Annotated in this window: 24 protein-coding genes; 10 read left to right on the top strand and 14 right to left on the bottom strand. The window is 46.0% G+C overall.

Going from position 1 to position 23924, the window contains the following annotated elements; all coding sequences use genetic code 11:
- Nucleotides 1-103: 103 nt before the first annotated feature.
- Nucleotides 104-631 carry an inorganic diphosphatase gene (gene ppa, locus L4C35_RS18040; protein WP_428464197.1) on the bottom strand — a complete coding sequence of 176 codons (528 nt, stop codon included), beginning with the start codon at nucleotides 629-631 and terminating at the stop codon, nucleotides 104-106.
- Between the two features lie 165 nt (nucleotides 632-796).
- The gene (gene fbp / locus L4C35_RS18035) at nucleotides 797-1813 is read right to left on the bottom strand and encodes a class 1 fructose-bisphosphatase (RefSeq protein WP_428464196.1); all 1017 of its coding nucleotides are present in this window, start codon (nucleotides 1811-1813) and stop codon (nucleotides 797-799) included.
- A 185-nt stretch (nucleotides 1814-1998) separates the two neighbouring features.
- On the opposite strand from fbp, the gene mpl reads away from it, so the two are divergent.
- A complete protein-coding gene (gene mpl / locus L4C35_RS18030) occupies nucleotides 1999-3357 on the top strand; it encodes a UDP-N-acetylmuramate:L-alanyl-gamma-D-glutamyl-meso-diaminopimelate ligase (RefSeq protein WP_428464195.1) in 1359 nt (452 codons plus the stop codon).
- A 14-nt stretch (nucleotides 3358-3371) separates the two neighbouring features.
- Complete coding sequence (locus L4C35_RS18025; protein ID WP_428464194.1) at nucleotides 3372-3986, top strand: flavin prenyltransferase UbiX; 615 nt, start codon at nucleotides 3372-3374, stop codon at nucleotides 3984-3986.
- A gap of 65 nt (nucleotides 3987-4051) precedes the next feature.
- On the opposite strand, the gene L4C35_RS18020 is transcribed toward L4C35_RS18025, so the two are convergent.
- From L4C35_RS18020 to argR, 4 genes are all read right to left on the bottom strand, one after another.
- A complete protein-coding gene (locus L4C35_RS18020) occupies nucleotides 4052-4501 on the bottom strand; it encodes a universal stress protein (protein WP_428464193.1) in 450 nt (149 codons plus the stop codon).
- Between the two features lie 55 nt (nucleotides 4502-4556).
- Nucleotides 4557-7142 carry a TRAP transporter permease gene (locus L4C35_RS18015; protein ID WP_428464192.1) on the bottom strand — a complete coding sequence of 862 codons (2586 nt, stop codon included), beginning with the start codon at nucleotides 7140-7142 and terminating at the stop codon, nucleotides 4557-4559.
- Nucleotides 7143-7268: 126 nt separating this feature from the next.
- The gene (locus L4C35_RS18010; protein ID WP_428464191.1) at nucleotides 7269-8240 is read right to left on the bottom strand and encodes a TAXI family TRAP transporter solute-binding subunit; all 972 of its coding nucleotides are present in this window, start codon (nucleotides 8238-8240) and stop codon (nucleotides 7269-7271) included.
- A 299-nt stretch (nucleotides 8241-8539) separates the two neighbouring features.
- On the bottom strand, nucleotides 8540-9010 hold the full coding sequence (argR, locus tag L4C35_RS18005; RefSeq protein WP_048899492.1) for a transcriptional regulator ArgR: 471 nt from the start codon (nucleotides 9008-9010) through the stop codon (nucleotides 8540-8542).
- A gap of 393 nt (nucleotides 9011-9403) precedes the next feature.
- Between argR and mdh the strand changes: the two genes are divergently transcribed.
- Nucleotides 9404-10342 carry a malate dehydrogenase gene (gene mdh / locus L4C35_RS18000; RefSeq protein ID WP_428464190.1) on the top strand — a complete coding sequence of 313 codons (939 nt, stop codon included), beginning with the start codon at nucleotides 9404-9406 and terminating at the stop codon, nucleotides 10340-10342.
- A 92-nt stretch (nucleotides 10343-10434) separates the two neighbouring features.
- Here the strand turns inward: mdh and L4C35_RS17995 are convergent, their stop codons facing one another.
- Both L4C35_RS17995 and ispB read right to left on the bottom strand, forming a co-directional pair.
- The gene (locus L4C35_RS17995; RefSeq protein WP_428464189.1) at nucleotides 10435-10626 is read right to left on the bottom strand and encodes a hypothetical protein; all 192 of its coding nucleotides are present in this window, start codon (nucleotides 10624-10626) and stop codon (nucleotides 10435-10437) included.
- Between the two features lie 182 nt (nucleotides 10627-10808).
- Complete coding sequence (gene ispB, locus L4C35_RS17990; protein ID WP_428464188.1) at nucleotides 10809-11780, bottom strand: octaprenyl diphosphate synthase; 972 nt, start codon at nucleotides 11778-11780, stop codon at nucleotides 10809-10811.
- Between the two features lie 279 nt (nucleotides 11781-12059).
- On the opposite strand from ispB, the gene rplU reads away from it, so the two are divergent.
- The 7 genes from rplU to folA all read left to right on the top strand — a co-directional run bounded on the left by rplU (nucleotide 12060) and on the right by folA (nucleotide 16913).
- Complete coding sequence (rplU, locus tag L4C35_RS17985; RefSeq protein ID WP_048899423.1) at nucleotides 12060-12371, top strand: 50S ribosomal protein L21; 312 nt, start codon at nucleotides 12060-12062, stop codon at nucleotides 12369-12371.
- A gap of 17 nt (nucleotides 12372-12388) precedes the next feature.
- A complete protein-coding gene (gene rpmA / locus L4C35_RS17980; protein WP_048899424.1) occupies nucleotides 12389-12646 on the top strand; it encodes a 50S ribosomal protein L27 in 258 nt (85 codons plus the stop codon).
- 131 nt (nucleotides 12647-12777) lie between these two features.
- Complete coding sequence (locus L4C35_RS17975; RefSeq protein WP_428464187.1) at nucleotides 12778-13707, top strand: DMT family transporter; 930 nt, start codon at nucleotides 12778-12780, stop codon at nucleotides 13705-13707.
- 85 nt (nucleotides 13708-13792) lie between these two features.
- Nucleotides 13793-14965, top strand: coding sequence for an Obg family GTPase CgtA (cgtA, locus tag L4C35_RS17970; protein WP_428464186.1), 1173 nt, complete (start codon nucleotides 13793-13795; stop codon nucleotides 14963-14965).
- Between the two features lie 131 nt (nucleotides 14966-15096).
- Nucleotides 15097-15885, top strand: coding sequence for a threonine/serine exporter family protein (locus L4C35_RS17965; protein ID WP_428464185.1), 789 nt, complete (start codon nucleotides 15097-15099; stop codon nucleotides 15883-15885).
- Complete coding sequence (locus L4C35_RS17960; RefSeq protein WP_428464184.1) at nucleotides 15885-16358, top strand: threonine/serine exporter family protein; 474 nt, start codon at nucleotides 15885-15887, stop codon at nucleotides 16356-16358. The genes L4C35_RS17965 and L4C35_RS17960 overlap by 1 nt, the downstream gene beginning before the upstream one ends.
- A 72-nt stretch (nucleotides 16359-16430) precedes the next feature.
- Nucleotides 16431-16913, top strand: coding sequence for a type 3 dihydrofolate reductase (gene folA, locus L4C35_RS17955; RefSeq protein ID WP_428464183.1), 483 nt, complete (start codon nucleotides 16431-16433; stop codon nucleotides 16911-16913).
- 114 nt (nucleotides 16914-17027) lie between these two features.
- On the opposite strand, the gene L4C35_RS17950 is transcribed toward folA, so the two are convergent.
- From L4C35_RS17950 to lptD, 6 genes are all read right to left on the bottom strand, one after another.
- Nucleotides 17028-17846, bottom strand: coding sequence for a symmetrical bis(5'-nucleosyl)-tetraphosphatase (locus tag L4C35_RS17950; RefSeq protein ID WP_428464182.1), 819 nt, complete (start codon nucleotides 17844-17846; stop codon nucleotides 17028-17030).
- 8 nt (nucleotides 17847-17854) lie between these two features.
- A complete protein-coding gene (gene apaG / locus L4C35_RS17945) occupies nucleotides 17855-18235 on the bottom strand; it encodes a Co2+/Mg2+ efflux protein ApaG (protein WP_428464181.1) in 381 nt (126 codons plus the stop codon).
- 99 nt (nucleotides 18236-18334) lie between these two features.
- Entirely contained in the window at nucleotides 18335-19147 is an 813-nt protein-coding gene (gene rsmA, locus L4C35_RS17940; RefSeq protein WP_048899431.1) for a 16S rRNA (adenine(1518)-N(6)/adenine(1519)-N(6))-dimethyltransferase RsmA, read from the bottom strand.
- Nucleotides 19144-20136, bottom strand: coding sequence for a 4-hydroxythreonine-4-phosphate dehydrogenase PdxA (gene pdxA / locus L4C35_RS17935; protein ID WP_428464180.1), 993 nt, complete (start codon nucleotides 20134-20136; stop codon nucleotides 19144-19146). Before pdxA ends, rsmA begins: the two co-directional genes overlap by 4 nt.
- The gene (gene surA, locus L4C35_RS17930) at nucleotides 20123-21439 is read right to left on the bottom strand and encodes a peptidylprolyl isomerase SurA (RefSeq protein WP_428464179.1); all 1317 of its coding nucleotides are present in this window, start codon (nucleotides 21437-21439) and stop codon (nucleotides 20123-20125) included. Before surA ends, pdxA begins: the two co-directional genes overlap by 14 nt.
- Nucleotides 21440-21518: 79 nt before the next feature.
- A complete protein-coding gene (gene lptD, locus L4C35_RS17925; RefSeq protein WP_428464178.1) occupies nucleotides 21519-23918 on the bottom strand; it encodes an LPS assembly protein LptD in 2400 nt (799 codons plus the stop codon).
- Between the last annotated feature and the right edge of the window lie 6 nt (nucleotides 23919-23924).

Genomic DNA, 23924 nt, shown 5'->3' with positions numbered 1-23924 from the left:
TAGCCGCTAGTTGTAAATAGAACGATAAAGTAGAGCCCTAAACACAATATGTGTTTGGGGCTTTGTTTATGTGCCGATATGAAGGTTTGAGTCACTGGTGCGATTATTTCTGTGCGCGTTGGTATGACGCTAGAATTTCTTCTTTGGCAGCCGTAACATCACCCCAGCCTTCGACTTTTACCCATTTTCCCGCTTCTAATTCTTTATAACGCTCAAAAAAGTGGGTGATTTGCGCTTTAAGCAGTTCAGGTAGATCGCCGACATCCTGAATATGATCGTATTCTTTACTGAGTTTACTGTGTGGAACCGCGACCACTTTGGCATCTTCACCCGATTCATCTGACATTTTAAGCACCCCAACAGGGCGGCAGCGGATCACGGCACCCGGTACGAGTGGGTGTGGTGTCGGCACCAAAACATCAACGGGGTCGCCATCGAGCGACAGGGTTTCGTTTACGTAGCCGTAGTTGCAGGGATAAAACATCGGGGTCGACATGAAGCGATCAACGAAAATGGCTCCCGTGTCTTTATCGACTTCATATTTGATCGGATCCGCGTTAGCTGGGATCTCAATTACGACATAGATATCTTCTGGAATGTCCTTACCAGCAGGGACATTATTTAGGCTCATAACGAATTCCTTTTAATGAGTTAAAACAATGTTGCATGCTTAGAAGTATAACCAGCAATGGCGAAAAAGAAGCGAAATAGAGCGGGGTTGTAGGTGTTTCAGTAAAGATGTACAAGCTGCATCACACAGCTTGTACTGAATTATTGAGTTCGTAGTACTAAAGACCTAGTGAGTCGATGGGAACTCTTTAATGAATGCTTCGACTTTATGCACCATATTGGTCGAGCCGACGAAGAACGGAATACGCTCGTGAAGCTCGGTTGGTTTGATGTCCATAATGCGATTAGCGCCATCAGAGGCGATACCGCCTGCTTGCTCAATCAAAAATGCCATTGGATTACACTCGTACAACAAACGTAGTTTTCCGCTAGGGTGAGTTGCGGTACTTGGGTACATGTAAATACCACCTTTCAGTAGGTTACGGTGGAAGTCTGCAACCAGTGAACCGATATAGCGTGAGGTATACGGACGATCATCTTCCGGCACACTCTCTTGGCAGTATTTAATGTACTTTTTCACCCCTTCAGGGAAGCGAATGTAGTTCCCTTCGTTGATAGAGTAAATACGGCCATCTTTAGGGATACACATATTCTCATGAGATAGGCAGAACACGCCAAGTGACGGATCATAGGTAAAACCATGAACGCCATTACCTGTGGTGTATACCAACATGGTGGATGAACCGTAGATGATGTAACCCGCTGCCACTTGGCGATGACCTGGCTGTAAGAAATCTTCTTCAACCGCAGGGGTACCAACTGGCGAGACGCGGCGGTAGATAGAGAAGATAGTGCCGACGGAAACGTTTACGTCAATATTCGAAGAACCATCCAGTGGATCCATTAAAACAACGTACTTTGAATTACGGTTGAGCTCTTTATTGAACGCAACGGCTTCATCTTCTTCTTCACTCGCAACACCACACACTTGATCGCGTGCTTCTAATGCTGCTTTGAATTTATCATTGGCGTATAGGTCGAGCTTTTGCTGCTCTTCACCTTGTACGTTTTCACAGCCTACCGCACCTGTAATATCAACAAGACCTGCTTTATTGATTTCGCGGTTTACGATTTTCGCTGCAAGCTTAATTGAACCAAGCAGTGAAGAGAGTTCGCCACTGGCGTGGGAGAAGTCATTTTGTTTCTCGACAATGAACTCACCTAAGGTTCTAATATCGGACATACACAATCCTTGCATCAAGTTGTCATGGGGGGCTGAAAACTCAGGTACAATGTCTCTATTGGACAATTTTGTACGTGTTTCGGCATTAATGCCTCGTATCCAATTGTATATAAAGATCTTTTTTATGGTAACGAAGTAACGCAAAAGCGTGACTTCACATTTTTTAAGTTTGTGAGTCGACAATTATGCATATCCATATACTAGGAATCTGCGGCACTTTCATGGGCGGTGCGGCCTTACTTGCGCGTCAACTTGGCCATAAAGTCACTGGGTGTGACGCCAATGTTTATCCCCCAATGAGTACATTGCTAGAATCTCAAGGTATTGAAATAATTCAGGGTTATGATCCTGAACAGCTCAAGCCTGAGCCAGATCTCGTCGTGATAGGTAATGCGATGAGCCGTGGCAATCCTTGTGTGGAATATGTGTTGAATCACAATTTGCGCTATACATCAGGCCCTCAGTGGTTGCAGGAGTTCTTACTGCATGATCGCTGGGTGATGGCAGTAGCAGGTACTCACGGTAAGACGACAACGGCCAGTATGCTGGCGTGGATCCTTGAAGACTGTGGCTATCAACCAGGGTTCTTAGTGGGGGGCGTGCTTGGAAACTTCGGTATTTCCGCGAGGTTAGGTGAAAGCATGTTCTTTGTGGTTGAAGCGGACGAATACGATAGTGCTTTTTTCGATAAACGTTCTAAGTTCGTTCATTATCGACCACGAACACTGATTATGAATAACCTAGAGTTCGATCACGCAGATATTTTTGATGATTTGAAAGCGATTCAGCGTCAGTTTCATCATTTAGTGCGAACTGTGCCGGGAAATGGTCGTATTTTAGCGCCGAGTGGTGTTGATAACATCCAACAGACCTTAGAGATGGGCTGCTGGAGTGAATTGGAATACTTAGGTGACGATGGCCATTGGCAAGCCAAAAAGCAGATTGCCGACGGCAGTGTGTTTGATGTTTATCTGGATGCGCAGCTGGTTGGTACAGTGAAGTGGGACTTGGTGGGCGATCATAATGTGAATAATGCGCTAATGGCGATTGCCGCTGCACGGCATGTTGGCGTGACACCCGATTTAGGCTGTGAAGCCTTAGCGACGTTTGTGAATACCAAACGACGGTTAGAACTAAAAGGCACCGTGAACGATATTACCGTCTATGATGACTTTGCTCATCACCCAACTGCCGTGGAACTCACAATGGGCGGTTTGCGTGCCAAGGTGGGATCTGAGCGTATTCTCGCAGTACTTGAGCCGCGTTCTAACACCATGAAGCTTGGTGTGCATAAGGATGATTTAGCGCCATCGTTACACGCTGCTGATGAAGTGTTTTTATTGCAACCCGATAATATCCCTTGGTCTGTACAAGAGATTGCGGATCAATGTCATCAGCCTGCGTATACCGAGAGTGATCTTGATGCGCTGGTGGCGCGTATTGTTGCCCAAGCGAAACCTAACGATCATATTCTCGTTATGAGTAACGGCGGGTTCGGTGGGATCCATGACAAATTGCTGCATGCATTAGCAGAACAGAAATAAAAAGAAGATGTAACATGACCGATAAACGGATCACACTCGCGTGGACGGGAGCCTCTGGCGCTCCTTATGGTTTACGCTTACTTGAATGCTTATTAGCGGCGGATTATCAGGTTTATTTGCTGATATCTTCAGCGGCGAGAGTCGTATTAGCCACCGAGCATGGCTTGAAGTTACCATCAGGCCCAGAAGCGGCGAAGAAAGCCTTGGTTGATCATTTAGCCTGCGATGCCAGTAAATTAGAGGTTTGCGGAAAAGAAGACTGGTTTTCACCTGTTGCTTCAGGCTCTGCTGCCCCGAAAAAAATGGTGGTGTGTCCGTGCTCTGCAGGGACTTTAGCATCGGTGGCACACGGTATGTCGGATAACCTGCTAGAGCGTGCTGCTGATGTGGTGATGAAAGAGCGTGGGCAACTGTTGATGGTGGTGCGTGAAACGCCATTTTCGACCTTACATCTCGAGAATATGCTCAAGCTATCCCAAATGGGGGTCACTATCATGCCAGCTGCACCAGGATTCTATCATCAACCGCAGTCGATTGATGATTTGGTCGATTTTATGGTGGCGAGAATATTGGATCACTTAGGCGTTGAGCAGGGGCTAGTACCGCGTTGGGGCTATGATCACCGCTAAGCACACAGAAAAAGCTCGCATCAGCGAGCTTTTTTATTGGATGTCATCAAAGGGATTAGTGACGACTATTCGGTTACCAGACCTTGTGGTTTGAGTACCAACACATTGATGGGAGAGTTTTCGACCACTTTTGAGGCGACAGATCCGAGCATGACTTTATCGAGTTTAGATCGTTTATGACTTGGCATAATAATCAAATCGGCGCCTACGCGTGTCGCATTATCTATGATAGTGCTCCATGTTTTCCCTTCTGAAATATATTGATGGTGTAAGACTTCGTCTGGGATGTATTTTTCTGCAAAGGCTTTTAATTGCGCCTGAGCATCTTGGCGCATTTTCCGAGCGGCATCCTTAGGGAAGTAACTCGATACCATCGACATGTGAATGCCTGGTAGCACGTTCAATAAGTGGATGGTGGCATTACTTTGTTTGGCGTGCCAAACGGCCAGTTCAACGGCTTTATCTGCAAACCCTTGTTCATTGAGATCAACCGGGACCAAAATTTGTTTATACATAGTGAGTCTCTTTGCTAATAGCATTGCCAGGAAGGCGACCTCCCTGACGATAAGGTTATGCTGTGGTAGATGTTTGTGTTAATTGCGCACGTCGACGTTGGTTCCACCCTAAGGCTGCAAGCAATAATAAAGTGGGTACAAAGACCCATTCTTTCATTGGCCTAACAGCTGGCAGGCTCACTGTTGTGATCTCCCAATCAAAGTCGATCCCTGCCGCTTCGGCTGGGCTACCAAATTCGATCATATCAACCAACATCTTGTCACCTTCTTGACGAAGCATCAGCCCAGTAGACGCGATACGATCGTCAGGGTTAACCGCGGTTTCATCGAAGGGTAAGCGCACATGCTTACTGATTATTTTACCGTCAAGGTTTTCCCCCGAGACTTGCAGCTCAATAGGTTCGCCGATGGCAAGTTTATCAGCAGCGTCCACAATCAGCGTGCCTGGCATTTCATGTTTTGCGGGGTAGACCATATCCCACCAAAACCCAGGACGGAATAATGAGAAGGTAATGAGCAATAAGGCCGCGACTTCCCACCATTTTGTTTTGGTAAACCACCACCCTTGGGTTGCCGCCGAGAAGGTCAACATGGCGATGACAGCAGAGCCGACTGTGAGTAATAGGTGCCACCAAGTATCAATATCCATCATTAATAGCTGAGTATTGAAGATGAACATGAAAGGTAGAATGGCGGTGCGTATATCGTAGGTGAAGCCTTGGATCCCCGTTCTGATTGGATCTGATTTTGCGATTGCAGCGGCAGCAAAAGCCGCTAATCCGACAGGCGGTGTATCATCGGCAAGGATCCCGAAATAGAACACGAACAGGTGAACAGCAATTAAGGGAATAATCAGGCCATTTTGCGCGCCTAAAGTAACAATAACAGGTGCCATCAAGGTTGAAACAACGATGTAATTCGCCGTTGTGGGTAAGCCCATTCCTAATATTAAACTGATGATCGCGGTGAAGATCAGCATCAGAATGATATTTCCGCCAGAAATGAACTCGACAAAGTCGGTCATCACTAAGCCGATCCCTGTTAGGGTAACAACGCCTACGACCGTACCAGCAGCTGCTGTTGCCACCCCGATACCTATCATGTTTCGTGCACCAGATACCAAGCTTTCTAATAAGTCGTGTACGCCTTCCATTGCGGCATCAGGTAAGCTTTTTTCTTTGTTAAACAGTGCCAATAGCGGGCGCTGAGTTAACAAGATAAAGATCATAAACACCGTTGCCCAGAAAGCAGAGAGGCCAGGAGAGAAACGTTCTACGGTTAAACACCATACCAGTACCACGATAGGCAGCAGGAAATACAAACCTGACTTAACGGTAGGACCAGGATCGGGCACTTCGGTTAACTCTTGATTTGGGTCTTCCATTCGGTGATCTTGATAATTAGCCGAAAGCCTAACTAATAGCACATAAGCAATCAGCACCACCACGGCAATCATAGGAGTAGCGGCTGCGCCAAAGGCATCCTTGGTCCAGCCCACGCCATAATAGACTGCCGCACTCAGTACGATTAAGCCTAAGATTGTGCCTGTAAAAGACAATAAACTTTGTGCCATAGTTGGCTTATAGCGACGTGGTAACCCAGACATGCCTGCTTTACAGGCTTCAAGGTGAACAATGTAAAGCAGGGCAATGTAAGAAATTAACGCTGGCAGTAATGCCGCTTTAATTACCTCAACATAGGAAATCCCCACGTACTCAACCATTAAAAATGCCGCAGCCCCCATAATAGGTGGCGTTAGCTGACCGTTGGTTGATGCCGCGACTTCGACCGCCCCTGCTTTTGTGCCAGGAAAGCCCACTCGCTTCATTAGCGGAATGGTGAAAGTACCTGTTGTTACAACATTGGCAATGGATGAACCCGAAACGAGCCCTGATAAACCCGAAGCTACCACCGCTGCTTTTGCAGGGCCGCCACGCATATGGCCAAGTAATGAGAAAGCGACTTTAATAAAATAAGCCCCAGCCCCTGCGCGTTCTAACATGGCACCAAAGAGGACAAATAAGAAGACAAAGGAGGTTGAAACCCCTAAAGCTACCCCAAATACCCCCTCCGTAGTGAGCCATAAATGTGACATGGCTTTATTGAGGCTTGCTCCTTTATGGGCAATCACATCCGGCATGTGTGGGCCACCAAAGGTATAGAGCAAGAAGACGGCTGCAACCACCATTAATGGTGGACCTAATGCACGACGTGTTGCTTCGAGCAACAAAATCATCCCAGCCACGGCGACGATAATATCAATTTGAGTCGGCGCGCCTGAACGCTCAGCAAGACTGGTATAGAAAATATAGATATAAGCCGCCGCAAAACTACCAGTTAGAGCCAGTACCCAGTCAACAACAGGAATGTGATCTCGCGGGGAGCGTTTTAAGGCAGGATAAGCCGTAAAGGCTAAGAAAATAGCGAAGGCTAAGTGAACAGAGCGTGCCTCTGTGTCATTTAAGATAGCGAAATTAAAAATAAATGGCAGTGGTGAAGCGTACCAAAGCTGAAATAGTGACCAGCATAGAGGTACAAACCATAAGATACGTCCTGCAAGTCCAGTTGGGCTCCTTGCCCCTGTATCTGCTTGCGCCACCATATCCTGCACATCTGCCGACGTTTGCGTTGTCTTCGTCATGCATCATCCTTCTTCGATGGGCTGATTTATTATTTGTTTTAGATGTTGTGTTCTATAAAGCACTATGCGCCGCAGAGGCGGCGCATAGATTGGCAGCAAGTGCCTCTTAACTTTAGTCGAAAGCGATTACTTTGGCAGGTAACCTTTTTCTTTGTAGTAGCGAACAGCGCCTGGGTGTAAAGGAATCGATAGACCATCCTTCACCATTTGTTCTGGTTTTAGGTTGGCAAACGCAGGGTGTAGTCGTTTGAAGGTATCAAAGTTTTCAAAGACGGATTTCACGACAGCGTAAACAACGTCATCAGAGACATCGGTTGATGACACCAGTGTCGCAGCCACACCAAAGCTGTTTACATCGTTATCGGTACCTTTGTACATGCCACCAGGGACAGTGCTTTTCGCGTAGTAAGGGTTATCAGCCACAATCTTGTCGATTTCAGCACCTTGTGCCGACACGAGTTTTGCATCACAAGAGGTTGTTGCTTCTTTGATTGAGCCGTTTGGGTGACCAACCATGTAAATGAAGGCATCAATTTTGTTATCGCAAAGGGCTTGTGAACGCTCAGACCCTTTTAGTTCAGCGGCCAGTTTGAAGTCTGCATTGGTCCAACCCAGTGCATCCATGACCACACCCATAGTGGCGCGGTCGCCAGAGCCGGGGTTACCAATATTAACGCGTTTACCTTTTAGATCTTCAACGCCATTAATGCCTGCATCTGAACGAGCGATGATATTGAAAGGTTCAGTATGAAGAGAGAAGACAGCACGTAGTTTTTTGTATGGGCCTTGGTCGGTAAATTTACTGGTGCCGTTATAGCCATGATATTGCCAGTCAGATTGCACAATACCAAAATCCAGTTCACCTGCGCGCATAGTGTTTACGTTGTAAATTGATCCACCTGTTGATTCAACAGAACAACGAACCTTGTGCTCTTTACGGTCTTTGTTTACCAGCTTACAAATTGCCCCGCCTGTTGGGTAGTAAACGCCGGTGACTGAACCTGTACCAATCGTAATAAACTCTTGGGCGTTAGCCATACCTGATACAGCAAAGGCTGCTGCGATAGCACTAACTTTTAATAGTTGTTTCAATGCCATGTTTATCCCTTCCTAATTGTTGTTATCTTGCATGTGGAAATGCTTTCCATCGTTGGAAACGGCATCATTGCGAGATGCAAATCACGATGATAATAGCAAAACTACACCATAAGTTTAAAACTATGTTAACGAAATTACTGTTTGGTTAAGGGTTTATAACAAGATGAAACAAAGGGATATGTTTGATTGGTGTTAAAAATCAATATGTTGAATTAAGAGGCTGGGATGAAGGAGATTTTGTTTGAATGTGAAGCGGGTCTCACTTTATAACTGGGTAGCAGGCTACCCAGTTATAGTATTTACTTACTGTAATCAAACAGATCGCAAACAGAGTTGTACAGATCTTCGGTCGTAATGGTATGAGTGGGCGTAATGAAAATCGTATCATCACCGGCAACCACACCAAGAATACCTTCTGCTTTTCCTAAAGAATCAAGTAAACGGGCAATTACTTGTGCCGCACCAGGGCCCGTGTGGATAACCACTAAAGCACTGTTGTAGCCAACTTCCATTACTAACTCTTTCAGTGGGCTAGAGGTTGTTGGTACACCTAGCTCAACAGGAAGGCAGTACACCATTTCCATTTTTGCATTACGGGTTCGTACCGCACCGAACTTGGTTAGCATTCGGGATACTTTCGATTGGTTAATGTTTTCGAACCCTTGAGCTTTCAGAGCATCAACAATTTCACCCTGAGAGCTGAATTTCTCTTCTTTCAAGATTGATTTAAAGGCTTTGATTAGACGTTCTTGCTTATCTGAATTGCGCATAATTTTTAGTATGAACAGGGACGAGGTAGCGTATTTTTGCATAAGCATGCCAGTTGTAGCAAACAGTGTTCATGCAAACTGATGTTCTAATCACTATTACGAAAAATTATTAATAGCATTCGGACATATTCAAGCCGTATTTGTGTTGAAAGAGAGACCTGAATCTCATTACGAATAAGACAAAGGGTTATTCATCTAGCACATTATTTACACCTTATGCGTGACTTCGCAAACCAAGTGGTGTTTGATTGTATTTCTTTTGGGCTTGCTATAACGTTTTAGCCAGATTAACTAATTGATCAGAAAGGATCGTTAAGAAGAGTCGTGAGACAATTAGTTAATGTGATTGATTTTGGTCTGAAAAATATACTTCTATCGTAAAGGAGAACGAATATGAAAGTTGCTGTTATTGGTGCTGCAGGTGGTATCGGGCAAGCGTTGGCTTTGCTACTGAAAAACCGCCTACCTGCAGGTTCTGATCTTGCTCTTTATGACATTGCCCCTGTTACACCTGGTGTTGCGGTTGATCTTAGCCATATCCCGACGCCAGTATCGATTAAAGGTTACTGCGGTGAGGATCCGACTCCTGCGTTAGAAGGTGCTGATGTTGTTTTGATTTCAGCCGGTGTGGCACGTAAACCAGGTATGGATCGTGCGGACCTATTCAATGTGAATGCGGGCATTGTGAAATCACTGGCTGAAAAAATTGCAGTGGTATGTCCAAAAGCTTGTGTCGGTATTATCACCAACCCAGTGAATACCACAGTGGCGATTGCGGCTGATGTATTGAAAAAAGCGGGTGTCTACGACAAACGCAAACTGTTTGGTGTAACAACACTGGACGTTATCCGCTCGGAAACTTTTGTCGCAGAGCTAAAAGGTACGGAGCCATGTAACGTACGTGTCCCAGTTATTGGTGGTCACTCAGGCGTTACGATCCTTCCTCTTCTATCTCAGGTAGAAGGTGTCGAGTTCACCGAAGAAGAAGTGAAAGCATTAACGCCACGTATCCAAAATGCGGGAACTGAGGTTGTTGAAGCAAAAGCGGGTGGTGGTTCTGCAACACTGTCTATGGGCCAGGCGGCATGTCGTTTCGGGCTTGCTCTTGTTCGTGCGCTACAAGGTGAAGAAAGCGTCGTTGAGTGCGCTTACGTCGAAGGTGATGGTAAGCATGCTCGCTTCTTCGCCCAGCCAGTACTACTTGGCAAAGAAGGTGTTGAAGAAGTGATGGATTACGGCAGCTTGAGTGCATTTGAACAACAAGCACTAGATAGCATGCTAGACACGCTTCAAGGTGATATCGCCAAAGGCGAAGAGTTTGCGGCGAAGTAATACTTCAGCGCAGTGTCTGTTATTCGATTAAGAAAAAGCGGCGATTATGCCGCTTTTTTTGTGTCTGTGATTGATGGTGTCAGTTATTGGTATCAATAGTAACGATCACAGCCTGCATGAAGCTGTGGTTGATCGGTGATCTCTTCACAAGAGATGCTGGATCGTTGATGATCATTTTGGTTTTCAATGATCGCGGTGTTGTTGCTGTGATCTACAGCGATGACTTCGGCGATCTCATGCTGGTGCTCGACCCACATACCTTGCTTTAAATCACTTGCTTGCATTGTATCCCTCCAAACTAGTGTTGAAAAAATAACTGTGGTACAGATTATACGATCTGAGTGTAGTTTAGATCATAAGGATCCTTGCTGGGGGGGGAAGAGATGGTGGTGAAAGTGACGAAGCTTGGTTAAGAAATAAAAAAGCCTGCGGTTAAGCAGGCTTTTTAGCTGAAAAGGGCTGGTGGTTATTTATTTCGCTTCACTGCTAAATGAGCGAGTGCGACTAAAGCTTCTTTGTAAGAGGATTCAGGAAGAGGTGCAAGAGCTGCAATCGCTTTGTCCGCTTCTTCTTCAGCACGTTGCTGAGTATATTCCAGTGAGCCAGCCTGGTGCATACAAGCTAAGATAGCCTCTAGCTTCTCCATACCGTTGGCTTTTTCTATTGCTTCACGGATCATAGCGGCTTGTTCATCGTTACCATTATGCATCGCATGGAGTAATGGTAAGGTTGGTTTACCTTCAGCAAGGTCGTCACCAACGTTTTTACCCATTTCTTTACCATCAGCAATGTAATCGAGAACATCATCGATAAGTTGAAAAGCGGTACCTAAGTAGCGGCCGTAGTCCTGCAGTGCTAGCTCAATCTCAGCAGGTGCATCTGCGATGATAGCGGCAATTTGGGTTGCAGCTTCAAACAGACGTGCCGTTTTCGAGTAAATAACCTGCATGTAGCTGTCTTCGGTCGTATTAGGATCATTGCAGTTCATTAACTGCTGAACCTCACCTTCGGCAATCACATTGGTGGCTTCACTCATGATGTCGAGAATACGCAGTGAACGTAAACTGGTCATCATTTGGAAAGAGCGAGTGTAGATATAATCGCCAACTAATACGCTTGCCGCATTGCCAAATGCAGCGTTTGCCGTTTCTTTTCCACGGCGCATATCGGACTCGTCAACCACGTCATCATGAAGCAATGTTGCGGTATGGATAAATTCGACAAAAGCCGCTGCAGTTGTATGTTTTTCACCCTCGTAGCCAAGAGCTCGAGCGGCTAATACAGACAGCATTGGGCGAAGGCGTTTACCACCACCGCTAACAATGTAAAAACCCAGTTGGTTAATGAGCGCTACGTCGGAATTAAGTTGTGCTTGTATCTTCGCGTCAACTTCCGCCATATCTAAGGCGGTAAGCGCTTGGATAGCTTTAAAATCCATTAATACATCCAGCTAAAAGAGACCCCGCAAAGGCGGAAAGTTATTTTTAATTGATGTCCGAATCTTACACAAAAATGTGGTATCTTCCTAACCTCTAAGGGGGTGAATCACGTGACTTTCGTTTGTGAATAGCTTTTCGCCAATTTTTTTGTTTAATCGCTTGCCAGAAGATGCGATTTCACGTAACATTCGCGCCCTATTGATGACAAGATTAAGCGCATACCCATTGCCCAAAAATTAACCGTGGCAAATGGCCTATGCGGAAAAGCGGAGTAAGACATGTACGCTGTTTTCCAAAGTGGTGGTAAACAACACCGAGTGAGCGAAGGCCAAACCTTACGCTTGGAAAAACTAGACGCAGAAACTGGCGCAAACGTTGAGTTTGACAGTGTTCTTCTAGTAGCTAACGGTGAAGAAGTTACCGTTGGTGCACCTTTCGTAGCTGGCGGTAAAGTAACAGCTGAAGTTGTTACACACGGTCGTGGCGATAAAGTTAAAATCGTTAAGTTCCGTCGCCGTAAGCATTCTCGTAAGCAAATGGGCCACCGTCAGTGGTTCACTGAAGTCAAAATTACTGGCATCAGCGCTTAATTACAGGAGAATAAAAAATGGCACATAAAAAAGCTGGCGGTTCTACTAATAACGGCCGTGATTCAGAAAGCAAACGCCTAGGTGTTAAGCGTTTCGGTGGCGAATCTGTACTTGCAGGTAACATCATCGTACGTCAACGTGGTACTAAATTCCACGCTGGTACTAACGTAGGTTGCGGTAAAGACCACACTCTATTCGCTCTATCTGACGGTAAAGTGAAATTCGAAGTTAAAGGTCCTAAGAACCGTAAATTCATTTCTATCGAAGCTGAATAATTTAGCCTCGTAATGAATATCAAAGCCCTGCCAATTGGCGGGGCTTTTTATTATGTCAGCATTTATTGTGGTGGATAGGTTTCACTCTGCTTACTATGAATGCGTGATATAAATCACATTGAGAGGTCTGTATGTCGAGTAGAAACACGACAATAGGCATCGCTTTGGCGCTAACCACCGCAGTATTTTGGGGAGCGCTACCCATTGCGATGAAGCAGGCTGTCGAGGTGATGTCACCTTTTACCATCGTTTGGTATCGTTTTCTTACTGCCTCTATTGGGCTTGGATTACTATTAGGCGTTCGGAAACAGTTACCTACGCGGTTAGTCGGTGGCAAAAACAGTGTCGTTATTCTTTTATTAGCGAGCATTGGCCTGGCGGGGAACTTTGTTCTTTTCAATAGTGCGCTAGAATATTTACATCCTCCCGTTGTTCAAGTGATCATTCAATTGGCACCCGTGATCTTATTGATCTCCAGTGCGTGGGTGTTTAAAGAAAAACTCGGAGTTCATCAGATCATAGGGGTAGGGTGTTTACTTCTTGGTTTGCTATTGTTTTTTAATGAGCGTTTGTTAGAACTGTTCACTAGTTTTACTGGCTATACAGTTGGCGTATCATTAGCAGTATTAGCCGCCTTAGTTTGGGTGGTGTATGGGCTTGCCCAAAAGCAGTTGTTAAAACACTACAGTTCAGCTCAGATCTTATTTATGATCTATGTTATTTGTGCTGTTATGTTGACGCCGATGGCGGAACCAGAACAACTGTTACTAATGGATTCGAGACAGCTAGGCATGTTGATGTTTTGCTGTATAAATACGCTTGTTGGTTACGGTGCATTTGCAGAAGCAATGGCACGCTGGCAGGCATCACAAGTGAGTGCTGTGATAACACTAGCACCCTTGTTTACGATAATCTTTGTTGATTTAGCTAGCCTTGTATGGCCGCAATTTTTTGTGGCTGCACCTTTGAATATTCTTGGGTACTTAGGCGCTTTGGTTGTTGTGAGTGGTGCAATGTTTTGTGCTATTGGGCATAAATTCATCCGACAACGCAATGTGTAAAGGCTAGATACAATCATTAATACAGGTAGTGATCGCGATAGGCCATCATTACTTTGTAGTTAAACGCCACAGCGCGGAGAGTAAAATGAAGTTTGTAGATGAAGCGGTAATCCGCGTTGATGCGGGTGATGGCGGTAACGGTACCGTTAGTTTCCGTACGGAAAAATATGTACCACGAGGTGGTCCAGACGGTGGTGACGGCGGCGATGGCGGCGATGTCTACCTATTGGCAGATGAGAACCTAAATACTTTGATCGATTTCCGCTTCGAGCGCTTTCATGCTGCTGTTCGTGGTGAGAATGGTCGTGGTGGTAACTGTACGGGTAAGCGCGGTGAAGACCGTGTGCTTTCTGTGCCAGTTGGTACACGCGCGGTTGATGAAGAAACGGGTGAAGTTATTGCCGATCTTACCGAACATGGTATGAAAATCATGGTGGCGAAAGGTGGCTTCCACGGTTTAGGTAATACGCGTTTTAAATCATCTGTTAACCGTGCTCCACGTCAAAAGACCATGGGTACAAAAGGTGAAATCCGTCACCTACGTTTAGAGCTACTACTGCTTGCTGACGTTGGTATGCTGGGCCTACCTAATGCGGGTAAATCAACCTTCATTCGTTCGGTATCAGCGGCTAAGCCTAAAGTTGCAGACTACCCATTTACTACCTTAGTACCAAGCTTAGGTGTTGTTCGTGTGGGTGATGATCGCAGCTTTGTGGTTGCAGATATCCCTGGTCTTATCGAAGGTGCAGCGGATGGCGCTGGCTTAGGTATTCGCTTCCTGAAACACCTAGAGCGTTGCCGTGTGTTATTGCACATGATTGACCTTCTACCTGCTGATGGTTCAGATCCAATTGAGAATGCATTTACGATCATTAACGAGCTTGAACAGTACAGCGATAAGCTGTCGAATAAGCCGCGTTGGTTGATTTTCAATAAGGTTGATCTGCTTTCTGACGAAGATGCACAAACCAAGATCAATGAGATCTTAGAGGCATTAGCGTGGGAAGATAAGCACTACAACATTTCAGCGATTAACCGTACGGGTCTTCAGCAACTGTGTTACGACTTGATGGAGCTGATTGAAACCATGCCAGCTGAAGAGCTTGTTGAAGAAGCCGTTGAAGATAAAGCAGACTTCAAGTGGGATGATTACCATACCCAGAAAATGAAAGAAGCTGAAGAAAGCGATGACGACGATGATGATTGGGATGACTGGAACGAAGATGATTACGATGTTGAAATCATCTACAAACCTTAATCTTTTATCTTGTCGATAAAATAATAAATGAAAGCCGCTCAGAGATGAGCGGTTTTTTTTTGTGCCTAGTCAACACTCGATCTAGTGCTTTGTATGATAATTTGCGGATGCAATTAGATTGAGGGAAAAGGATGCCATCACCAGAAATATCGTTAACAGAGCCTCAGCAGCGTGAGATCTCACGCCTCGCCGTGGGGGCAGGTCAAAAGCTTTTACAGCATGGCGCTGAAAGTACGCTTGTGATGGAAGTGACACGGCGCTTAGGATTAGCGCTAGGGGTTGATAGTGTCGAAGTTTCGTTATCCGCCAGTTCGATGGTGATTACCACCTTACATCGGGGGCGCTGCATTACGACGACACGACGTTGCCAAGATCGCGGGATCAACATGCAGGTGGTCACTGATATCCAACGTATTTGTATCATGGCCGAGCGCGGCTTACTGGATCTTGAATCGGTGCACGATCGGCTCGAGGAAGTGCAGCCGATGCGTTATAACCGTTTTTTAGTGATTGTGATGATCGGCCTATCTTGCGCTTCTTTTAGTCGTTTAGCGGGCGGAGATTGGCCTGTATTCGCTTTAACCTTTGTTGCCTCTGCCGTCGGTATGTTTGTGCGCCAAGAAATCGCTCATGCTCACTTTAACCCTTTGGTTAATTTTGGCGTTTCTGCGTTTGTGACTACCTTGATAGCTGGATTTGGTCAGGTGTACCACATCGGAGAAACCCCGTTTCTTGCGATGGCATCGTCGGTATTAATGTTTGTGCCTGGTTTTCCATTGATTAATGCGGTGTCGGACATGGTGAAGGGGTATTCTAATATGGGGATAGCTCGCTGGACTATGGCCAGTTTACTGACCTTGTCGACCAGTTTAGGGATTGTGGTGGCGATGAACGTGCTTGGTGTATGGGGGTGGTTATAATGGATATTTCATCGTTATTATTCGCCTTGCTGAATGATATGTTTTTTGCATCGATTCCCGCCGTTGGTTTTGCATTAGTATTTAATGTGCCGCAGAAAGCCTTAAAGTATTGTGCGATTGGTGGGGCGTTGGGCCATGGCTGCCGCTTTCTGCTTATGCATTACGGTTTGCCGATTGAATGGGCAACCTTATGCGCTGCAACTTTTGTTGGGATGATTGGGGTGCATTGGTCTCACCGTTTTCTGGCTCACCCTAAAGTGTTTACCGTGGCAGCCATGATCCCTATGGTACCAGGTGTATTTGCGTTTAAAGCTATGATTGCCATTGTTGAAATTAACCATAAAGGCTATAACCCGCAGCTATTGGCCGCCTTGATGGAAAATGGTGTGAAAGCTGTCTTTATCGTAGCGGCACTGGCAATAGGGCTAGCCATGCCTGGGTTATTGTTTTATCGTCGTCGACCAGTTGTGTAATATCAATCGTGTAACTCTTGTTTATAACAGAGACAACGCAACTTGCTCGTAACCAAGCTTTGAGGGGAAAAGATGAAAATCAGTATGATTGCCGCTATGGCTAACAATCGAATCATAGGTAAAGATAATGCGATGCCATGGCATTTGCCTGCTGATTTTGCTTGGTTTAAGCGTGCAACACTTGGTAAGCCGATTGTGATGGGGCGTAAAACGTTTGAATCAATTGGCCGCCCATTACCCGGTCGTCATAACATCGTTATTAGCCGCAATGCAGAGTACCAAGCTGAAGGGATCACTGTGGTTGCTGATATTGATGCTGCTGTGGTTGCTGCGGGTGATGTCGATGAAGTGATGATCATTGGTGGTGGTAGTATTTACCAAGCATGTTTACCTATGGCTAACGCCTTGTATTTGACCTTTATTGATGCCGATATTGAGGGGGATACTTGCTTTCCTGATTGGGGACAAGATTGGTCTGTTAGCCAAGAAGAGCGTTACCAAGCCGATGATAAAAATGCCTATGACATGCGATTTGTAGTACTTGAACGCGTATAAACTACGGCATGTTTTCTCATCAAGGTGAGATATTTTAGATGATTAAAAAGGGTGAGTGCATACTCACCCTTTTGCTATCTATCACTTAACGATAGTTACTGGTCCTATTTTTCATTAGGCATACAGCGGGCATTCTTTGACAAATCGTTGGCCATCATCCCAGCGTAGTAGTGTCATGCTATTTCCCCAGACACAGCCTGTATCGAGCCCAATCACTTGTTCATCTTCATGCCCCATCAGCGCAGCCCAATGACCAAAAATGATTTTCTTATTGAGCGGTGTGACGCGTGGCAGTTGAAACCATGGAATTAATTCACCAATGCCTTCTTCTCCAGGTGAAAGCTTGCACTCCATGTCGAGCCTGCCATCTGGGTAGCAAAAGCGCATTCGAGTCAATGCATTGATAGTAAAGCGCAGTTGTTCCAATTCATTGAGAGAATCAGACCATAGATCAGGGCCGTTACCGTACATGTTCTGCAGTAGCCATAAGTAACGTTCCGATTGGAGGACGGACTCAACATCGCGAGCTTGTTGGTGTGCTTGCGCTAAATCCCACTGTACGGGGATACCAGCGTGCGCCATAACAAATGAATAGTTGGGATGCTCGGCGAGTAAAGGTTGCTGACGAAGCCACTCAAGCAGCTCTTGACTGTCATCGGCATCGAGTATGGCTTGGGTTTTATCTTTTGCTTTACATCGAGCGATGCCTTCCGCAACGGCTAAAAGGTGGAGATCATGGTTACCGAGTACTGTGGTGGCACTGTTGCCGAGGCTTTTAACAAAGCGCAGTGTTTCTAGCGATTGAGGGCCACGGGCGACGAGATCGCCCGCGAGCCAAAGTTCATCGATCTCTGGGTTGAATTGCGCTTGATCTAATAACGATAGCAAATCATCGAGGCAACCTTGAATGTCGCCCACGAGGTAGGTGGCCATAAGGCTCCTTAATGTAAAATATTGGGAATAGCGAGTCGAAAAGGTGCAACATCAGCGCTGAAGGTTTCACCATCATCTGTTTGCATGGTATAGCGGCCTTGCATCACTGCGACTGGGGTTTCAATGATAGTACCACTGGTATAGGTATACTCATCGTTAGCCGTGATCAGTGGTTGTTCACCGACAACACCTTCACCTTCAATGACGAGTTGCTTGCCATTAGCGTCTGTGATTAACCAGTAGCGATTGAGCAGTTGGGCGTTGCCTTGACCAAGATTGGCGATGGTAATGGTGTAGGAAAAAACGAAACGTTGGTTGTCTGGTTCGGACTGTTCAGCAAGGTAGTGGGTAGTGACGTGGCATTTGATTGTTGGATTGAGCGTTTTCATTGGCTTGCTTCCTTTCTCTTTGTATTTCCCCTGCGACAGACAAAATACACGAATACCAAGAGGGTAAGCTGACAGCCTCATGAGAGGCTGTCGAATCCGTTATTTAGCGTGGTTGGCATCCAGCCAGTTAGCCATAGCAACAAATTGCTCTAACGTGATATTTTCTGGACGGTGACCAGGGTTGATACCTAGTGCTTCCAGTTGCTCTACAGTCAGTAGGGCTTTGTAACAGTTACGAATTGTTTTACGGCGTTGGTTGAAGCCTTCACGACAAACACGGTCTAGCCACTTAAGGTTAGTACATGGATGCGGTAGTGTTTCATACGGCGTTAAACGCACAACGGCTGAGTCAACTTTTGGTGCCGGTGTAAACGACTCTGGCGGCACTTCCAGTACAGGGGTTACCTTAGAGTAGTATTGTGCCATCACCGTTAAACGGCCATACGCTTTGCTGCCTGGGCCCGCGGCTAGGCGGTTAACCACTTCTTTTTGTAGCATGAAGTGCATGTCTTGCACGTGCTCATGGAACGAGAATAGGTGGAACATTAGCGGCGTAGAGATGTTGTACGGTAGGTTACCGAAAATACGCAGTTTGTTGTTTTCTTTAATCAGTTGAGTAAAGTCAAAACGCATCGCATCACCTTCATTGATCGTTAGCTTATCTGCTAGATCAGGGTGGTTACGTAGGCGCTCGGCTAAGTCTCTATCAAGTTCGATAACCGTAAATTTATCGACAAGTTTGCCAACAGGCTCGGTAATAGCACCAAGGCCTGGGCCGATTTCTACCAAGTTTTGACCTGGAAGAGGGTTGATCGCAGATACGATGCCATCAATGATAAAAGGGTCGTTCAAAAAGTTCTGGCCAAAGCGCTTACGCGCGCGGTGACCTAGGTGGACTTGATCGCTGCTCATGCTTGTTTTTCTACCAATTCGAGGGCGTGTGATAGCGCTGTCCAAAGGCTACCCGTGTCCGCCTGTCCAGTACCTGCGAGTTCCAGTGCGGTACCATGATCTACTGAAGTTCTGATAAAGGGCAGGCCTAACGTAATGTTGACCGAATTACCGAAGCCTTTATATTTCAGCACCGGTAGCCCTTGATCGTGATACATCGCCAATACCGCATCGGCATCAGCTAAATATTTTTCTTGGAAAATTGTATCTGCGGGCAATGGGCCAATCAGATTCATATTTTCTTGCTGGCGAAGTTGCTCAAGCGTAGGGGTGATCACCTCGATCTCTTCCATGCCTAAACAGCCATCTTCCCCTGCATGTGGGTTTAAACCACAGACATAAATGTTAGGTTGCTCAATACCAAATTTGGTGACTAAATCACTGTGCAAAATTCGAATGACATCTTTTAAACGTTCTTCAGTAATTGCTTTTGATACGTATGCTAAAGGAATATGTGTTGTAACGAGTGCAACACGTAATCCTTCTGTTGCCAGCATCATAACGACTTGAGCCGTGTCTGACTGCTGGGCAAAAAATTCGGTATGGCCACTGAACGAAACACCCGCACGGTTAATGACACCTTTGTGTACTGGCCCTGTCACGACAGCAGAAAATTCACCACTCATACACCCTTGTGCTGCGCGCGCTAGCGTTTGCAGTACATAGTGGCCATTTTTCTCATTGAGCGTACCTGGTGTTACTACCGCCGCGAGCTCACAGTTCGCCACCACCAATGTACCAGCTTGGTGTGGTTGGGCAGGTTGTGACGCGTTGTACTCTTTCAGCGTAATATCCAAACCTAGTTGGGCTGCACGTTCTACCATAAGCTGGGCGTTAGCACAAATAACAAGCTCATGCGGCCAATCATGTTGAGCCATGGCGAGTACTAAATCTGGGCCGATCCCCGCAGGTTCGCCTGGAGTAATCGCAAGGCGCTTAACTTCGCTCATCATCACCGCCCTCGTTATTATCTAACTGCTCAATATATGCACCGGCACGCAACTCTTGCAGCCATGCTTGTGCTTCTTCGTTGAATTTACGGCTAAACAGAATTTGGTAGGCACGGTTTTTCACGGCTGCGTCAGTACGGTCGACATTACGACGATCCATGACTTCAACGATGTGCCAACCATGAACCGTTTTAAAAGGTTCGCTGATAACACCTTCGCTGATCGTTTCAACTTTATCTTTAAATTCTGGTACGTAAATATCCGGTGTATGCCAGCCTAGCTCACCACCATTGGCCGCTGAGCCAGGATCGGCACTAAGTGCTTCAGCCGCTGCTGCAAAGGTTTGATCGCCAGAAAGAATTGCTTGACGGGCTTGTTCTAGTTGACGTTTCGCTGCTTCATCGCTTTGGATCACCGAAGTTTTCACCAAGATATGACGGGCTTTTACTTCTGTCACAGAAACGGTTTCTAGCCCTTTTACATCATTAATTTTGATGATGTGGTAGCCAATGCCACTGCGAAATGGACCAATGATTGCGCCTTTACCGTGAGATTTAATTTCATCGGCAAAGATAGTTGGCATTTCTTCTTGGCGCATCCAGCCCCATTCACCACCTTGAAGCGCTTTTGGCCCTTTCGAGTAGCTATAGGCTAGGTTGGCAAAGTCAGCGCCGTTATTGAGCTCTTTAACCAAGGTTTTTGCTTGTTGTTCAGCATCGCCACGCTCTGCTTTATCAGCATCATCTTCTACCCGAATTTGGATATGGCTGACGTTGTATTGCACGCCTTGTAAGTTCTGAGCGTTAAGCTGATCGGCAAGGGTGTCGACTTCTTGCGGTAGAATGTTAATGCGGCGACGTACTTGGATCGTACGGGCTTCACTGGCGGTAATATCACGACGCATTTGCTCGCGGAACATCGCATAGCTGATCCCACTTGCTGCCAGTTTTTTCTGGAGCTGAGGCAGCGTCATTTGTTGTTGCTTGAGCATCTGTTGGATCGATTGATCCAGTTTGTTATCGTCGATACGAATCCCAAATTGCTCAGCCTGCTGAATTTGCAGCGCTTCAATGATCAGCTTTTCTTTGACCTGCTCGGTCAGCACGTCCGTTGCTGGCAATGCTTGGTTTTGATCGGCCGCATTAAGACGGACGGTCTTTAGCATTGCATCAATATCACTTTGCAAAATGACGCTGTCATTGACAATGGTGACAACTTTATCCATTTCCGTTGGTGCAGCGAAGCTACTTGCCGCTGCGCCCCATATCATTAAGCCTAGTAGTGAGGACTTCCACTTCTTCATACTGATTTCCATGTTGCGCAGTGCGCGTAAATTTATCGTGATGTATAGAACGCTACGCGTTAGACACCAGAATATGTAATTAGTTGTTTAGGTTAAATGGTTGACCGTAACCGATCGCATTACCTTTCGCCGTTGATGCGCCAAAACTATTAACACCAGCAAGCCCCAGTAAAGCAAAGGACACGCTGACGTTACTTTCATACGTTGCGGGATCGGAGTTTACATTGCCTCGGGCAACTAAGTATTTGTTATAACCCAAGGTGATTAGCCAACAAGAGGTTCGGTAGCTCATGGATATTTGGCTCTCAATCATCTGGTTTTCAGTGAGGTCGCGATAATAATCACCACGTACACTTAGGCCGCCATAAATGGGGAAACCAGTGACAATCCCTGCTTGTGAGATACCATCCTTTGTATAGTTATCTATTTGGTCATTATCTTCCAAACTGCTCTTGATATACTCTTTCGATACATAACGGTAGTTCATTTGGGTAAAGAAACTTGACTCGCGATATTCCAAGGTAGAATTGGCAAATTGGATGGCATTACTACCTGCGTCATACTGTAAGCCGCCATGGAAAAATAGCCAATCATCATAGTTAAAGTCAGACTCTAACGCCGTTGCTGAGTAGCTTGGTGCTGTTGTGTTACTGCTACTATCAATGTCAGCTGCGCCCGGGTTCAAATAGAAAATCTGCCCAATCGAGAGATTAAAGCGCTCCACATATTGATTATCAAAGTACCGGGTCGATGCACCTACCGTAAACTGGTTGGCTGCGGCAATGCGATCGACACTGGAATAACGTTTATCACGGAACAGACCGTAATAGTCGGTTTGCAGCAGTGTGGTGTCGTATGCATCATAAATGCTTCTTTGATCAACGTTTTGCACGTACAGATACTGAACCTGCGGTTCTAAGCTTTGGGTGTAGGCATCGCCCCAAATACTGGTATTGCGCTCAAGGTATAAACCTGAGTGGATCCGTGCGCTGGGGATCAGGCGAGAGACGCTCTCTTCTAAATCTTGGTTCGCACTGACATTTTTATCAAAACTCTGATTGTAATAGCTATACATGAGCTTAGCTTCAGAGGTGATAGACCACCAAGGCGTCGAGTACGGCAGTGTTAATGTTGGCTCTAGATGCAAACGATCGGCTGATGGTTTATTTGGGTCATCATTTTCAAAGCGGCTGATATGGCTGTTCATTGAAAAATCGAAACCATAAGGCAGATCAGGACGATAATAGTTCGCTTCCACTTGTGGCATTAAGCGGTAGTTTGATGACGTACCGGATGTCAGTGGTTGGAAGTCACGCACCCGTAACGTCGCATCCCAATTTTGCGCCCGATAGGACGCTTCCGCTGTTTGCAACAGGTTGTTGTCTTCACGCTTACCAACGTTAGAGTCGAGATCGTTAAAGTAAGTAACATCGCTAACTTTGCTGTAATCAACTTCAAATAGCCAGTGGCTTTGATAAACACCTCGATGGCTAACGTTGAATGCCCAGCGACTGCCCTTATCTGGGAACTTTTGGTCACTGCCTAGGTACTCGCTTTTTAGGCTACCTGAACCAAAGACTGTCAAATAACGGAATTCAGTGTTGAGCTGTAAACCACGACTTGTCATGTACTTAGGGGTAATTGTCATATCGTAGTTAGGCGCGATATTCCAATAAAATGGCGTTTGTACGGTGAAACCATCACGCGAGTTTAGTTTAATATTCGGGTACAAAAAGCCGGTTAAACGTTCGCTCCCGACAGGCACGCGCAGGTACGGTAAGTAAAAAATTGGCACGTCTGCGACTTCAAAGCGGGCGTTGTATAAGTTAGCGAAGGGTGAATCGGTTTCGCGTTCGATACTGGTTGCTGAAAAACGCCAACTTTGATCATCGGCTGGGCAGGTGGTGTAGGTACCATTTTTTAGGCGGTAATATTCCAAACCATCTTTGATTACTTTTTCAGCTTCACCACGGCCTGGCTCACAGGTCATGTTGTAGACGGCATTCTCCATTTCGGAGTCTTCAGTGTCTAAATCACTTTCTAAGCGGTCGGAATAGACTTCCATGCCACCATCATGGAAGTAGACGTTACCTTCTGCGGTGACACTATTATCAGGTTGGTGATAGGTAGCAGTATCTGCGGCTACAGTGCGGTGGCCTTGTTTCACGACCACATCACCTGAATAGGTGATTGCAATGGCACTTTCCGCCGTCGCCTGATCGGCTGAAATGTGAACGGGTTGTTCGTCAGGTTCAGCCGTACGATTTTGTGGTGCGATACAGGTGCCTTTGACCATTTCAAGTTCGGATAGCGATACATCAAGCGTCTCTGGCTCAGGTTGCTGAGCGGCTGATGAGGCTGCTTTTGTTGTATCGTTATTGGTCTTGTTTGTGGCTTGTGGATTGTCATCTGCCATCGCCGGTCCATAAAGGGCAAGGCTAATCATGGTTGCAAGTATGCTGCGGGAGGTTAATGACATTTAATT

The organism is Photobacterium kagoshimensis (assembly GCF_050337045.1).
Lineage (GTDB): Bacteria > Pseudomonadota > Gammaproteobacteria > Enterobacterales > Vibrionaceae > Photobacterium > Photobacterium kagoshimensis.
The sequence above is the reverse complement of the archived record's forward strand: the minus strand, read 5'-3'. Positions and strand labels throughout refer to the sequence as shown.